Origin of the sequence: Streptacidiphilus sp. P02-A3a (assembly GCF_014084105.1) — a bacterium.
Taxonomy (GTDB): domain Bacteria; phylum Actinomycetota; class Actinomycetes; order Streptomycetales; family Streptomycetaceae; genus Streptacidiphilus.
In genome coordinates this window covers 8439885-8453620 of record NZ_CP048289.1, presented here as the reverse complement: position 1 = coordinate 8453620, position 13736 = coordinate 8439885, and the positions used below count along the sequence as shown (strand labels likewise).

Annotated in this window: 12 protein-coding genes and 1 tRNA gene; 9 read left to right on the top strand and 4 right to left on the bottom strand. The window is 72.2% G+C overall.

From position 1 onward, the window contains the following. Nucleotides 1–2: 2 nt before the first annotated feature. On the bottom strand, nt 3–986 hold the full coding sequence (locus GXP74_RS35705; RefSeq protein WP_182455365.1) for an acyl-CoA desaturase: 984 nt from the start codon (nt 984–986) through the stop codon (nt 3–5). A 234-nt stretch (nt 987–1220) separates the two neighbouring features. Here GXP74_RS35705 and GXP74_RS35700 point away from each other — a divergent pair, with 234 nt between their 5' ends. The 6 genes from GXP74_RS35700 (at nt 1221) to pth (ending at nt 6476) form a co-directional block, all read left to right on the top strand. Further along, nucleotides 1221–2087: a hypothetical protein gene (locus tag GXP74_RS35700; protein ID WP_182455364.1), complete on the top strand. Its 867-nt coding sequence runs from the start codon at nt 1221–1223 to the stop codon at nt 2085–2087. A gap of 43 nt (nt 2088–2130) precedes the next feature. After that, nucleotides 2131–2203 (top strand) — tRNA-Gln (locus tag GXP74_RS35695). Between the two features lie 169 nt (nt 2204–2372). Next, nucleotides 2373–3863, top strand: a complete 1491-nt coding sequence (glmU, locus tag GXP74_RS35690) for a bifunctional UDP-N-acetylglucosamine diphosphorylase/glucosamine-1-phosphate N-acetyltransferase GlmU (protein ID WP_182455363.1) — start codon at nt 2373–2375, stop codon at nt 3861–3863. A gap of 122 nt (nt 3864–3985) precedes the next feature. Next, nucleotides 3986–4960: a ribose-phosphate diphosphokinase gene (locus GXP74_RS35685; protein WP_182455362.1), complete on the top strand. Its 975-nt coding sequence runs from the start codon at nt 3986–3988 to the stop codon at nt 4958–4960. A gap of 241 nt (nt 4961–5201) precedes the next feature. Further along, nucleotides 5202–5792 (top strand): 50S ribosomal protein L25/general stress protein Ctc, encoded by a 591-nt coding sequence (locus tag GXP74_RS35680; RefSeq protein WP_182455361.1) that lies wholly within the window; start codon nt 5202–5204, stop codon nt 5790–5792. A 105-nt stretch (nt 5793–5897) separates the two neighbouring features. Next, complete coding sequence (gene pth / locus GXP74_RS35675) at nt 5898–6476, top strand: aminoacyl-tRNA hydrolase (RefSeq protein ID WP_182455360.1); 579 nt, start codon at nt 5898–5900, stop codon at nt 6474–6476. Nucleotides 6477–6567: 91 nt separating this feature from the next. Here pth and ppc read toward each other — a convergent pair whose 3' ends face one another. Further along, nucleotides 6568–9267, bottom strand: a complete 2700-nt coding sequence (gene ppc / locus GXP74_RS35670) for a phosphoenolpyruvate carboxylase (protein ID WP_225448738.1) — start codon at nt 9265–9267, stop codon at nt 6568–6570. A 297-nt stretch (nt 9268–9564) separates the two neighbouring features. On the opposite strand from ppc, the gene GXP74_RS41965 reads away from it, so the two are divergent. Both GXP74_RS41965 and GXP74_RS35660 read left to right on the top strand, forming a co-directional pair. Next, the gene (locus GXP74_RS41965; RefSeq protein WP_182455359.1) at nt 9565–10872 is read left to right on the top strand and encodes a sensor histidine kinase; all 1308 of its coding nucleotides are present in this window, start codon (nt 9565–9567) and stop codon (nt 10870–10872) included. 199 nt (nt 10873–11071) lie between these two features. Further along, a complete protein-coding gene (locus GXP74_RS35660; protein WP_225448418.1) occupies nt 11072–11413 on the top strand; it encodes a GntR family transcriptional regulator in 342 nt (113 codons plus the stop codon). A 51-nt stretch (nt 11414–11464) separates the two neighbouring features. On the opposite strand, the gene GXP74_RS35655 is transcribed toward GXP74_RS35660, so the two are convergent. Both GXP74_RS35655 and GXP74_RS35650 read right to left on the bottom strand, forming a co-directional pair. Then, nucleotides 11465–11953 (bottom strand): SUKH-3 domain-containing protein, encoded by a 489-nt coding sequence (locus GXP74_RS35655; RefSeq protein WP_182455357.1) that lies wholly within the window; start codon nt 11951–11953, stop codon nt 11465–11467. Nucleotides 11954–12003: 50 nt separating this feature from the next. Next, on the bottom strand, nt 12004–12408 hold the full coding sequence (locus tag GXP74_RS35650; protein ID WP_370468579.1) for a YwqJ-related putative deaminase: 405 nt from the start codon (nt 12406–12408) through the stop codon (nt 12004–12006). Nucleotides 12409–12705: 297 nt separating this feature from the next. Here GXP74_RS35650 and GXP74_RS35645 point away from each other — a divergent pair, with 297 nt between their 5' ends. Next, complete coding sequence (locus GXP74_RS35645) at nt 12706–13731, top strand: SMI1/KNR4 family protein (protein ID WP_182455356.1); 1026 nt, start codon at nt 12706–12708, stop codon at nt 13729–13731. Nucleotides 13732–13736 lie beyond the last annotated feature (5 nt).

Here is a 13736-nt window from a genome sequence, read left to right as displayed (position 1 = left end):
CATCATGCCGCCCGCCGGGCCTCGATCCGCTCCGGGCTCGGCCAGCGGACGTCGCGGGCCCACCCCGCGAGCTCGAACCAGCGGATCAGCCGCGCCGAGGAGTCCACCTGGCCGCGCAGCACCCCGTGCCGGGCCGAGGTCGGGTCGGCGTGGTGCAGGTTGTGCCAGGACTCGCCGCAGGACAGCACCGCCAGCCAGGCGACGTTGCCGGAGCGGTCGCGGGACTTGAACGGGCGCTTCCCGGTGGCGTGGCAGATCGAGTTGATCGCCCAGGTGACATGGTGCAGCAGCGCCACCCGGACCAGTGAACCCCAGAAGAACGCGGTCAGCGCCCCCTGCCAGGACCACGACCAGAGCCCCCCGGCCAGCGCCGGGAGCAGCAGCGAGGTGAGCGTGAAGAAGGCGAACTGGCGGGAGACCCAGGACACGTCCCGGTCCTTGACCAGGTCCGGCGCGTAGGTGTGCTGCGGGGTCTGCTCCTCGTCGAACAGCCAGCCCATGTGCGCCCACCACAGGCCCTTGAGCAGCGCCGGGACCGACTCGCCGTAGCGCCACGGCGAGTGCGGGTCGCCCTCCTTGTCGGAGAACTTGTGGTGCTTGCGGTGGTCGGCGACCCAGCGGACCACCGGCCCCTCGATGGCCAGGCTCCCGGCGACGGCGAGGGCGATCTTCAGGGCCCGGTTCGCCTTGAACGAGCCGTGGGTGAAGAACCGGTGGAAGCCGATGGTGATGCCGTGGCAGGCGGTGAAGTACATCACCACCATGATCACCACGTCGTGCCAGCCGAGACCCCAGCCCCAGGCCACCGGCACGGCGGCGAGCAGGGCCAGGAACGGCACGAAGATGAACGAGCCGAGGGCGAACTGCTCCGCGAAGCCCTTGGTCTCCCCGCCCCGGGTGGCCGGACCCTCCGGCGCCGGGCGCGGCTGGGTCAGTACGGCCGAGGGCTGGGGGGTGCCAGTGTCTTCGGCGGGCTGAGTGGTCATGTCTCGCTACCTCGCGACGTGAGAAGAAGGGGGCGGGAGCCTGCCTACGGTTCCGTAACCTACGGCATCGTAGGTTGATTGCCCCTCAAGCCGCCGGGTCAATCCCGCTGGCGTGCCGAAGCGATGAGTCGACAATCCGAACGCCCATTCCCGATCATGGCGGCAATCGCTCGAACGTGTGATCTGATGCGGCTTTTCGCTCGGTCGGCGTCCGACACGGTCAGGGTGGTCCGTATGGACACCATCACCTGCCCGCCGACGGACGCCGAAGCCGGGCTGCGGGAGCGCGCGATCGCCCTGCGCCGGGGCGGCATGAGCCGCCGCCAGATTCGGGACGAGCTCCGGATCTGGAACAACGACCGCCTCAACCGCCTGCTCGCGGGCGAACCGCCGCCGGAGTGGACCGGGCGCCCCCGCGCCAAGGACGAGCTGCGCGCGCGGGCGCGCGAGCTGCGCCTCGAAGGGAGGACGTACGACGAGATCGAGGAGCAGCTCGGGGTCTCCCGCAGCTCGGTCTCCCTCTGGGTCCGAGACCTCCCGAAGCCACCGCCCAGGTTCACTCGCGCGGAGCTTGCCAAGAGGGCTTCCGAGGAGCGCTGGGAGCCGCTTCGGCGGCTGCGGGAGGCGGAGCGGCAGGCGACGAAGGCCGCCGCGGCGGGGGCCATCGGGGAACTCGGCGACCGGGACCTGTTCGTCATGGGCGTGGCGCTGTACTGGGCCGAGGGCACCAAGGACAAGAAGCACGCGCGCCGTGAGTCGGTGGCGCTCATCAACAGCGATCCTGACCTGATCGTGGTCTACCTGGCCTGGTTGCGGTTGCTCGGCGTGGATCGTTCGCGGCTCCGGTTCCGGGTGCATATCCATGAGTCCGCCGAGGTCGACGAGGCGCAGCGCTTCTGGGCCGAGCTGGTCGGGGTGGACGTTGCCGAACTCCAGCGCCCCACGCTGAAGCGGCACAGTCCCAAGACGACACGAAAGAACGTCGGTGAGGACTACCGGGGATGCCTGGTCGTCAGCGTCCTGCGGAGTGCCGACCTCTATCGGCGCATCGATGGTTGGTGGACCGGATTGGTAGTGGAGACAAGGCGTCGAAACCCGTAGGCTAGGTGCGTCGGCGGGGAGGACAATGCCGCTTGACAAATATTCCGCTGTAGTGTAATTGGCAGCACGGCATCCTTTGGAGATGTTCGGTCTAGGTTCGAGTCCTAGCAGCGGAGCACTGTCCGTACCGGCACTTCAAGCGGCTTGGCCGAGCGCGGTGGAAGAAGCCTGGACCGCACCCCGTTATCCTCGAACCGTTCGGGCACGCGTGTGCGATACCCCAGCGGTAGCGGTGGCCCGGCATTCCCGTCTGCCCTCCCCCGTGATGCCGAGGAGCCACCACTCGTGAGCCCGACCCCCCCGGCCGCTGTCATCGTTCTCGCCGCCGGCGAGGGCACCCGGATGAAGTCGGCGGCGCTGCCGAAGATCCTGCATCCGCTCTGCGGGCGCAGCCTGGTCGGCCATGCCGTCGCCGCCGCCGCCGAACTGACGCCCGAGCACCTGGTGGTCGTGGTCGGGCACAAGCGCGACCAGGTCACCGCCCACCTCGCCGAGATCGACCCGAGCGTGCGCGCCGTGGTCCAGGAGGAGCAGAAGGGCACCGGGCACGCCGCCCGGGTCGCGCTGGAGGCGCTGGCCGCCGACGGCGCGGTGCTGGACGGCACCGTGGTGGTCAGCTACGGCGACGTCCCGCTGCTCACCGCCGAGACGCTGCGCCGGCTGACCGGGGCGCACGCCGCCGACGGCAACGCGGTGACCGTGCTCACCGCCGAGGTGCCGGACGCCGCCGGGTACGGCCGGATCCTGCGCGGCGCCGCGGGCGAGGTCCGGGCGATCGTCGAGCACAAGGACGCCACCGAGGCCGAGCGGGCGATCCGGGAGATCAACTCCGGGGTGTACGCCTTCGACGGCAAGCTGCTGGCCCAGGGCCTGGGCGAGGTGCGCACCGACAACAGCCAGGGCGAGGAGTACCTGACCGACGTCCTCGGCATCCTGCGGGAGGCGGGCCACCGGGTCGGCGCGCTGGTCGCCGACGACTTCCGGGACGTGCTCGGGATCAACGACCGGGTCCAGCTCGCGGAGACCCGCCGGATCATGAACGACCGGCTGCTGGAGACCGCGATGCGGGCCGGGGTGACCGTGGTCGACCCGGCCACCACCTGGCTGGACGTCCAGGTCAGCTACGAGCCGGACGCGGTGATCCACCCGAACACCCAGCTCCAGGGCGAGACGCATGTGGCCGAGGGCGCCGAGGTCGGCCCCAACTGCACGCTGAAGGACACGGTCGTGGGCGCCGGGGCCCGTGTGAGCAATGCCACAACGGAGCGGGCGAGGATCGGCGAGGGCGCGCAGGTCGGCCCGTACGCCTACCTCCGCCCCGGCACCGTGCTCGGGGCCGGAGCCAAGGCCGGTACCTACGTCGAGATGAAGAACGCGACCGTGGGCGCGGGCAGCAAGGTGCCGCACCTCAGCTATGTGGGCGACGCCACCATCGGCGAGGGCAGCAACATCGGCGCCGCCTCCGTCTTCGTCAACTACGACGGCGTCAACAAGCACCACACGACCATCGGCAGCCACTGCCGCACCGGTTCGGACAACATGTTCGTGGCCCCGGTGACGGTCGGGGACGGCGCCTACACCGCCGCCGGATCGGTGATCTACAAGGACGTTCCGGCTGGTGCGCTCGGGGTCACCCGGCCGCAGCAGCGCAACGTCGAGGGCTGGGTCGAGCGTCGTCGGCCCGGCTCCGCCGCCGCCTCCGCGGCTGCCGCCGCGCGGGCCCGGAGCGGCTCGGACGGGGCCCCGGAGGCGACGGAAGCAGCATCCGGCGCGTAACCTGGTGGACATCCAAGCGCTGTGCCCGGCACGAGACCGGCAGGTGCTCCAGTCAACCCCCCAGCAGCTACGCCGCGCGCCGCGGCGAGCCGAGCGCGCGTCAGCAATGAGGAGACGGTGCAGTGACCGGGATCAAAACGTCCGGTGAGAAGAACTTGATGCTCTTCTCCGGCCGCGCACACCCCGAGTTGGCCCGGGAGGTGGCGGAGCAGCTGGGTGTGGACCTGGTTCCGACGAAGGCCCTGGACTTCGCCAACGGTGAGATCTACGTGCGGTACGAGGAGTCGGTCCGTGGGGCCGACGCCTTCGTGCTGCAGAGCCACACGGCTCCGATCAACCAGTGGATCATGGAGCAGCTGATCATGATCGACGCCCTGAAGCGGGCGTCGGTCAAGAGCATCACCGTGATCATGCCGTTCTACGGCTACGCCCGGCAGGACAAGAAGCACCTCGGCCGCGAGCCCATCTCGGCCCGGCTGATAGCTGACCTGCTGAAGCAGGCGGGCGCCGACCGGCTGATGTCGGTGGACCTGCACACGGCCCAGATCCAGGGCTTCTTCGACGGCCCGGTGGACCACCTGTTCGCGCTGCCGCTGCTGGCGGACTACGTCGCGAGCCGGGTGGACCGGGACCGGCTGACCATCGTCTCGCCGGACGCCGGCCGGGTCCGGGTCGCCGACCAGTGGTCGGACCGGCTCGACGCGCCGCTGGCGATCATCCACAAGCGCCGCGACCCGAACGTCGCCAACAAGGTGATGTCCGCCGAGGTCGTCGGCGACGTCAAGGGCCGCGTCTGCGTGCTGGTGGACGACATGATCGACACCGGTGGCACCATCTGCGCCGCCGCCGACGCGCTGTTCGAGCAGGGCGCCGCGGACGTCATCGTGGCCGCCACGCACGGGGTGCTGTCGGGTGCCGCGACCGACCGTCTGAAGAACTCCCGGGCCAGTGAGTTCGTCTTCACCAACACCCTGCCGACCCCGGGCGAGTTGCAGCTGGACAAGGTGACCACGCTGTCGATCGCCCCGCTGATCGCCCGCGCGATCCGCGAGGTCTTCGACGACGGCTCGGTCACCAGCCTGTTCGAGGGCGTGTGAGGGTCCGTCGGATCTGATCGTTTTGGGTCCCTCGCCGGGTCTGGGCTAGACTCCAGGAACGCCCGGCGAGGGAGTCCGATTCTGTTCGGGTGACTCCGTGATCGACGCGCTGCACCGTGGAGACCACGGGTTGTTGTGCGAGATGCCGCCGAGCGACTCATCCCTGAATTCTTTCGGGTGAGGTCCTGCCGGTGGCTTTTTCATTGTGCGGTGCCCGCCCCGTGGTACGAGGAGTGCCGTCGTGTCTGAGATCCGCCTTGAGGCCCAGCCCCGCAACGAGTTCGGCAAGGGCGCCGCGCGCCGCGCCCGCCGCGAGGGCCTGGTCCCCGCCGTCGTCTACGGCCACGGCACCGACCCGGTCCACGTGAACCTGCCGGGCCACGCGCTGATGCTGGCGCTGAAGACCCCGAACGTGCTGTTCACCCTGGCGATCGAGGGCAAGGACGAGTTCGTCCTGCCGAAGGCCGTGCAGCGGGACCCGATCAAGCGCTCGCTCAAGCACATCGACCTGCTGCTGGTGAAGCGCGGCGAGAAGGTCACCGTCGAGATCCAGATCAACACCGAGGGCGAGCTGGCCCCCGGCGGCAACCTGCTTGAGCACATCCTGAACACCCTGCCCCTTGAGGCCGAGGCCACCCACCTGCCCGAGTCGGTCACCGTCTCGATCCAGGGCCTGGAGGCCGGCCACTCCATCCTGGCGAAGGACATCACCCTGCCGAAGGGCGCCACCCTGGCCGTCGACCCCGAGGCCGTCGTGCTCCAGGTCGTCTCCGCCCAGGTCGAGGCCCCGTCCGAGGGCGACGAGGGCAGCGACGCTGCCGCCGAGGCCTGAGCCCCACAGTTTCCCCGCCGCTGCCCCGGACCGTCCGCTGACGGCCGGGGCAGCGGCGCGCGCGGGTGTCCCGAGCGTTGCCGAGAAGCAGGAAGGACAACGAGGGTGAGCGACGAGCAGAGCGGCCCGTGGCTGGTCGTGGGGCTGGGCAATCCCGGTCCCGAGTACACGGGGAACCGCCACAACATCGGGTTCATGGTGGCTGACCTGCTGGCCGGGCGGATCGGCGCGAAGTTCAAGGCGCACCGCAGCCGGAACCAGGTGGTGGAGGGGCGGTTGGCCGGGCAGCGGGTGGTGCTGGCGAAGCCGACCTCGTTCATGAACCTGTCCGGCGGTCCGGTGACCGGCCTGCGGGACTTCTACAAGGCGCCGCTGGACCGGCTGGTGGTGGTCCACGACGAGCTGGACCTCGACTACGCGACGCTGCGGATCAAGCGCGGCGGCGGTGACAACGGCCACAACGGGCTGAAGTCGATCACCAAGTCGCTGGGTCCCGACTACTACCGGATCCGGGCCGGGATCGGGCGCCCGCCGGGCCGGATGGACGTGGCGGACTTCGTGCTGCGGGACTTCTCCTCGACCGAGCGCAAGGAGCTGGACTGGTTCGTGGACCGGGCGGCGGACGCGGTGGAGGCGCTGCTCTCCGAGGGCCTGGAGCGGGCGCAGACCACGTACAACTCCTGAGCCGAGCCGACCGGCGCGTGCCGCGGAACGGCCCGCGCCCCCTCCAGTCGCTGGAGGGGGCGCGGGCCGTTCGGCGTGCGAGCGGGACCGGTCAGCCGGTGTTGCGCAGACCGGCGGCGATGCCGTTGACGGTCAGCAGCAGCGCCCGGGCGCGCAGCGGGTCGTCGTCCAGGCCCGCGGCGGCGTCCTCGCGCTGCCGACGCAGCAGCGACACCTGGAGGTAGGAGATCGGGTCGAGGTAGGCGTCCCGGATCGCGAAGGTCTGCTTGAGCACCGGCGTGTGCTCCAGCAGCTCGTTCTCGCCGCTGACGGCGAGCACCTCCTTGAGGGTGAGCGCGTGCTCGGCCTCGATCAGGTCGAAGATGTGCTTGAGGTGGTCCGGCACCAGCTGGTCCACGTAGTGCCGGGCGATCCGCAGGTCGGTCTTGGCGAGCGTCATGGCGACGTTCGACAGGAAGTTGCGGAAGAAGTGCCACTCCTGGTGCATCTCCTGCAGGATGTCGCCGAGCCCGGCCTCGCGGGCGGCGGCCAGACCGGCGCCGACGCCGTACCAGCCGGGGACGATCTGCCGGGACTGGGTCCAGCCGAAGACCCACGGGATGGCCCGCAGCCCGTCCAGGCCCGCGCCGCTGTCCGGGCGGCGGGACGGGCGGGAGCCCAGGTGCAGCGAGGCCAGCTGGTCGACCGGGGTGGCCGCGAAGAAGTACGCGGGCAGGTCCGGGTCCTCGACCAGCCGCCGGTACGCGGTGTGGGCGCCGTCGGAGACGGTGTCCATGGTCGCGTCCCAGCGGGCCAGCGCCTCCGGCGACTGCCGGGGGGCGGTGTGCAGGGCGCTCGCCTCCAGCGTGGCGGAGACCGTGAGCTCCAGGTTCTCCCTGGCCAGAGCCGGGATCAGGTACTTGTCGGAGATCACCTCGCCCTGCTCGGTGACCTTGATCTCGCCTTCCAGGGTGCCGTACGGCTGGGCCAGGATCGCCTCGTGCGAGGGGCCGCCGCCGCGGCCGACGGTGCCGCCGCGGCCGTGGAACAGCCGCAGCCGGATGCCGTAGCGGTGGGCCACGTCGCGCAGTCGGCGCTGGGCCCGGTGGATCTCCCACTGGCTGGTGGTGATGCCGCCGAACTTGCTGGAGTCCGAGTAGCCGAGCATCACCTCCTGCACGTCACCGCGGAGCGAGACCAGCAGCCGGTAGGAGGGGTCGCGCAGCATCTCGTCGAGGATGGTGTCGGCGGCCTTGAGCTCGTCGGTGGTCTCCAGCAGCGGCACGATGCCGATCTTGGCGATCCCGGCGTGCAGGTCGATCAGTCCGGCCTCGCGGGCCAGCACCGCGGCGGCGAAGACGTCGTCGGCGCCCTGGCACATGGAGATGATGTAGCTCTCGACGATCTCCGGGCCGAAGCGCTCGAAGCTGTCGCGGATGGTCTGGAACACGCCGAGGGTCTTCGCCCCGGCGGCGTCCAGCGGCGCCGGGCTGGGCGCCAGCGGGCGGCGGGACTTGAGCTCCTTGGCGAGCAGCCGCTGCCGGTACTCGCGCGGCATGTCGGTGTAGCGCCAGGCCTCCTCACCGAGCCGGTCGAACAGCTGGCCGAGCGCGTGGTGGTGGGCGTCGGCGTGCTCGCGGACGTCCATGGTCGCCAGCGCCAGGCCGAAGGCGGCGACGGTGCGGATGGCCCGGGCGAGCCGGCCGTCGGCGATCAGCTGGCCCCGGTGGGCGCGCAGCGAGTCCTGGATGATCTGCAGGTCGGCCAGGAGCGGCGCGGTGCCGAGGTAGTCGCGGCCCTCGACGTGCTGGGTGCCCGCGGCCAGCCGGTCGCGGGTGTTGATCAGCTTCTGCCGGATGCAGGTGGCCTTGAGCCGGTACGGCTCCTCGGCGTTCATCCGCTTGTAGCGCGGGCTGATCCCGGGCAGGTTGCCGAGGTCGGTGGCGAGCGATTCGAGCAGTTCCTCGCTGGCGCCGGAGAGCCGCACCGAGGAGGACAGCGCGCCGCGCAGGTCGTCGATGACGTCCAGCGCGTCCTTGATCCCGTACTCGTGCTGGAGCACCAGGACGTCCAGGGTGACCGCCGGGGTGACGTTGGGGTTGCCGTCCCGGTCGCCGCCGATCCAGGTGCCGAAGCTCAGCGGGCGGACGCCCTCGGGGAGCTCCACGCCGATCCGGGCCAGCTCCTCGCTGAGCTCCTCCAGCACGTCCGGGACCGCGCGCTTGTACAGCTCGTCCAGGTAGTAGACGGCGTTGCGGGCCTCGTCGGCGGGTTCCGGGCGGGCGATCCGCAGCTCGTCGGTCTGCCAGAGCAGGTCGATCACCTCGGCCAGCCGGCGGTCGGCCTGGCGGCGTCCGCTCGGCCGGTTCGGGGTGTCGGTGCGGTCCAGCAGCTCGGCGATCCGGCGCAGCTTGGTGAGCACGCTGCGGCGGGCGGCCTCGGTCGGGTGCGCGGTGAAGACCGGGCGTACGGCGAGGTGCGCCAGGGTGTCCGCGACCTGCTGCGGGTCCGCCTCGGCGAGCTTGTCGGCGGTCCGCGAGATCAGCGAGCCCTCCTTCGCGCGGTGGACTCCGAGCTCCCGGCCGCGGTGCACCTGCTCGGTGACGTTGGCCAGGTGGAAGTAGGTGGAGAAGGCCCGGACCAGCTTGGCCGCGGTCTCCAGGTCGGTCTCCTCCAGCAGGGCCGAGGCGGCCTTGCCGTCGCTGCGGGTGAGCGCGCGGACCTGCTCGACCAGGTCGAGCAGCTCCTGGCTCTCCTGGCGGACCAGGGTCTCGCCGAGGAGGTCGCCGAGGCGGCGGATGTCCGCGCGCAGTGCGGTGTTGTCCGGCTCGACCGGGCCGAGCGGCGTGCTGGCGGTTGTACTGGCGGGCGGGGCCGAGGCTGGGACCGAGGTCGGGGTGATGGCCTCGCGTGCGTCGCTCACGCTGGTGCTCCCTTGCAGGTGGATGGGGCATCGGCTCTGCGGACCGCGCTGTCCGACGCGAACAGCATAGGTGTGCGTACTGTCGCCGCACTGGTGGCGGCCGAATCCCGGACACTGTGGCTTCGCCGATGCGCAACCGGGACAGCCCCCCGGACCCCGGAGTCGCACTTACGTAGGCTGGCACCCATGAGCATGGCGACGCCCGGTACGGGCGCGGGGGGCGTGGCGGGGATGTGGCCCCGGCGGCGCAGTATGTGGTTCGACGTGACGGTGGCCGTCATGGCGGCGGCGGAGTGCGCCATGAACGCCGCGACCTTCGTCCGCAACCAGGGGATGGCGATGCCGTGGACGGTCGCGGCGGCGGTGTTCGGGGTGCTGGCGAGCCTGACCCTGCTGGTCCGCCGCCGCTGGCCGCTGACGCCGGTGGTGGCCGCGCTGGCGACGATCCCGCTCCAGGCCGGGTACATGCTGCTGATGGTGGGGCTGTACACCATCGGCGCGTACCGCCTGGAGGGGGTGACCTGGCGGTTCGCGGAGCGGCGGGCGATGTCGCTGCTGTGCGCGGTGGCGATCCTGGAGACCACCCTGGTCTCCGCGCTGACCATCGGTCGGCAGCATCCGCAGGCGCTGCACAGCGGCGTCCCGGAGTACGCGCTGCTGATCATGTCGCTGCTGGTGGCGGTCGGGATCACGGTCGCGCCGACGATGCTGGGCCTGTACGTGGGCGCCCGGCGGCGGCTGCTGGAGGCGCTGCGGGAGCGGGCCGAGGGGCTGGAGACGGAGCTGGCGCTGCTGGCCGAGCAGGCCCGGGAGCGGGCGCAGCGCGCGCAGGTGGAGGAGCGGGCGCGGATCGCCCGGGAGATGCACGACGTGGTGGCGCACCGGGTGAGCCTGCTGGTGGTGCACGCGGGCGCGCTGGAGCGGGTGGTCCGGCGGGACCCGGACCGCGCGGCGGAGAGCGCCAAGCTGATGGGCGACATCGGACGGCAGGCCCTGGACGAGCTGCGGCAGATCCTGGGGGTGCTCAGGACGGTGGAGTCGGCGCCGGTCAGCGGCCAGGAGGCGGCGGCGGTACTGGCCGTGCCGACCTCGGACGCGCCCGGCCTGGCGGACATCCCGCGGCTGGTGGACGAGTCGCGGGCGGCGGGCCTCGGGGTGCGGCTGACGGTCGGCGGCGCGCGCCGGGCGCTGAGCTCGGACACCGAGCGGACCGCCTACCGGGTGGTGCAGGAGGCGCTGACGAACGTGCTGAAGCACGCGCCCGGGGCGGACGCCGAGGTGGTGGTGGCGTACATGGTCGGCGGAGTGGCGCTGGCGGTGTCCAACACCTGCCCGGTGGAGGTGGAGCGGCACTACGGCAGCGGGCTGCCGAGCGGCGGGAACGGGCTGCTGGGGATGCGCGAGCGGGTGACCGCGCTGGGCGGGACCTTCGCCGCCGGGCCGACCGACTCGGGCGGGTTCCGGGTGGAGGCCAGGCTGCTGGCGGCGGGCTAGGCCGGACGGCCGCGCGCCTGGTGCGGCGGGTCCGGCCACGGTGCGGCGGTCCCGTTCCGGTGCGGCGGTCCCGTTCCGGTTCGGCGGTCGGTTCCGGCTGGGCGGTACTACCGTAGGCGGGGACACCCTCAGCCCCCGGCATCCCAGCCCCGGCACCGGAGACCGCATCTTGCTGATCGCCCTCGATCCCGATTCCCCCGTGCCTCCGTTCGAGCAGATCCGGGCGCAGGTGGCCGAGCAGGCCCGGACCGGCGCGGCGCCGGTGGGGATGCGGCTGCCCACGGTGCGGCGGCTCGCGGAGGACCTGGGGCTGGCGGTGAACACCGTGGCCAAGGCCTACCGGGAGCTGGAGGCCGCCGGGGTGGTGGAGACCCGGGGGCGGCACGGCACGGTCGTCGCCGCGTCCGGCGACTCCTCGCGCCAGGCCGCCGCCCAGGCCGCCGCGCGCTACGCCCAGCTGGTGCACGGCCTGGGCATTCCGCCGGAGGAAGCCCACGCGGTGGTGGCGGCGGCGCTGCGGGACACCTACGGCGAGGCCTGAGGCCCGAGGCCCGAGGCCCGAGGCCCGAGCCGAGCCGGGGCCCGGGCCGCGCTACAGGGCGTCGGCGACGAACTGCAGCCGCTCCGGCGCGGTGCCGGTGATCAGCGTGGTCAGCGCCCGGTCCATGGTCTGGCCGAGGAACCACTCGCCGCTGTGGTCCAGGCTGTAGACCCGGCCCAGGGCGTCGATGGCCAGCAGCGCCTGCCCGTCGCGCTCCTCGCCCAGCGGCGCCAGCGGCAGGTCCAGCGCCCGGCCCAGGTCGGCCAGGGTGCGCGGCTGGTGCAGACCGGCCAGCGGGTCGATGGTGAACGGGGTGCGCGCCTGGTCCCGGCCCGCCCCCTCCAGCTCGACGGCCAGGCCGCCGAACTCGGCCCAGGCCTCGACCGCGGCCGGGAATACCGAGTGCCGGTGGCCCTCCGGCGAGGTGTGGTTGATCAGGGCGTCCGCCCACTGCTCGGCGCGGGGCAGCTGCCGACGGCCGGGGAACCAGCCTGCCTTGGTGAGCACCGACGCTGCCTCGGCGGGAAATCTGACGTCCACGGCGTTCCGTTCTGGGTAGTGCGGGCGGTGCGGTTCGGGCTGGGGCGTGCTCAGGGGGAGGCCGACGCGTGCAGGGCGACCGACTGCACGCCGTAGTGGGCGAGCAGCGGGGAACAGGAGCGGCAGGGCGGCTGGTGGGTGCCGTGCGCCGGGTCGCCCTCCTCCCGGATCCGGACGGTGGTCATCCGGGCGCCGCGCAGCGACTTGCGGGCGTCGCCCTCGGTGAAGGGCTTGCGCGAGGCCCGCTTGGAGCGTCCCTCCTCGGCGGCGGCGAAGTACTGCGACAGCAGGACCGCCTCCGGGCAGCGGCCGGTGAACCGCTCGCGCTGCTGCGCCGGGAGCGCGTCCAGGAACTCGGCGACCAACGGGTGCAGCGGCGGCGGCGGTCCGGACTTCTCGCCGACGCAGGTATGGGTGCCGCCGCGCACCGACAGGGCGGCGGCCACGATCGGCATCAGGCTGTCCCGGCGCTGGCGCAGCAGGGGCGCGGCGGTCGCCGGTCGGTGCTCTTCGCTGTCCACTCTGTACGGTCCTCCGTGTCCTCGCGCACGGCGGAGCAGGGATACTTGCCGCGCGGCAGCCCCCGTGGGTGAGGGTGGCTCACCGCTGCTGCTCAGGGGTCAGCCTGCCAAATGCCCACAATGAGGCGGTAGTCGGGGTACCGCTGGAAGGTCCGGGGAATCCGGAGATCCGCTCCGCCGGTGCAGCCCCTAGTCTTGGACCGGCAGCCAGTTCCAGCAGGGGGCAACTCGATGACGACAGGTCGGCCCAACGCGGCCTACGCCGGGCAGGTCGTGCACTTCCCCGATCCAGTCCGGTCCGCCAGGTTTCCCGGCGGGGTGCGGATGGACGGCCAGGGGCACCCGGACTTCGGTCCGTACACGCGGGCGGCGGCGGAGGTCGCCGACCCGCCTCAGGGCTTCGGCGTGGACGAACTGCGGCTGACCGACTACGTGTCGGCCAACGCGGCGCTGCACGCCCAGGGGCACGAGCTGTGGGCGGACGTGGAGTCGCCGGTGGCGACCCCGGCCGGTTGGACCTGGCACCACGCGGTGGGCCGGGCGCAGCCCGGCAGCCGCCGGATGGAGCTGGTCCCGGTCGAGGTGAAGGCGCTGCTGCGGCACCACGCGGGGCTGGCGCTGTCCACCGCCGACCACGGCAAGCGCGGCACCCGCCCGTTGCAGGAGCGGCGTCCGGTGCACTTCGCGCTGGACGCGCTGGTGCGGCCGGAGCCGGGACCGGACGGTGAGGTGGCGGCGGAGGAGCCGGCGGGCGTCAGCGAGCAGCGGCTGCTCGCCGCCGAGGAGGGCTTCGGCTTCAGCCTGCCGGGCCCGTACCGGACCTTCCTGAAGGCGGCCGGCGGTCGCGCGCCGCTGGGCGTGGCCCTGGACACCGAGTTGGGTGTGCTGGTCGACCAGCCGTTCCTGACGTTGCGTCAGGAGCGGGACACCGACGACCTGGTGTACGCCAACAAGTGCCTGCGCGACCACCTGACCAAGGACTACCTGGGAGTCGCCTACGCGCAGGGCGGGTTGGTCGCGCTGAAGGTGCGCGGCGCCGCGATCGGCACGGTGTGGTTCCTCCCGTACGACGACGCCCGGGACGACGGCGGCCCGGCGCTGACGCCGCAGCAGCGCTGCGAGCAGCTGCTGCTGCCCTGCGGTGACGACTTCGACGCGTTCCTGCTGCGGCTGGCCGGCAGCCCGCCGGAACTTCAGACCGTGGCACAGCTGATGGTGGACGGCGGCTTCGCCCGCGCCGTCCCGGTGGAGGGGTGAGCCGG

What these genes read in the sequence shown, in the direction of transcription:
- GXP74_RS35705 (WP_182455365.1), bottom strand. Translation starts at nt 986, where the DNA reads ATGACCACTCAGCCCGCCGAAGACACTGGCACCCCCCAGCCCTCGGCC.
- GXP74_RS35700 (WP_182455364.1), top strand. Translation starts at nt 1,221, where the DNA reads ATGGACACCATCACCTGCCCGCCGACGGACGCCGAAGCCGGGCTGCGG.
- GXP74_RS41965 (WP_182455359.1), top strand. Translation starts at nt 9,565, where the DNA reads ATGAGCATGGCGACGCCCGGTACGGGCGCGGGGGGCGTGGCGGGGATG.
- GXP74_RS35650 (WP_370468579.1), bottom strand. Translation starts at nt 12,408, where the DNA reads ATGCCGATCGTGGCCGCCGCCCTGTCGGTGCGCGGCGGCACCCATACC.
- GXP74_RS35645 (WP_182455356.1), top strand. Translation starts at nt 12,706, where the DNA reads ATGACGACAGGTCGGCCCAACGCGGCCTACGCCGGGCAGGTCGTGCAC.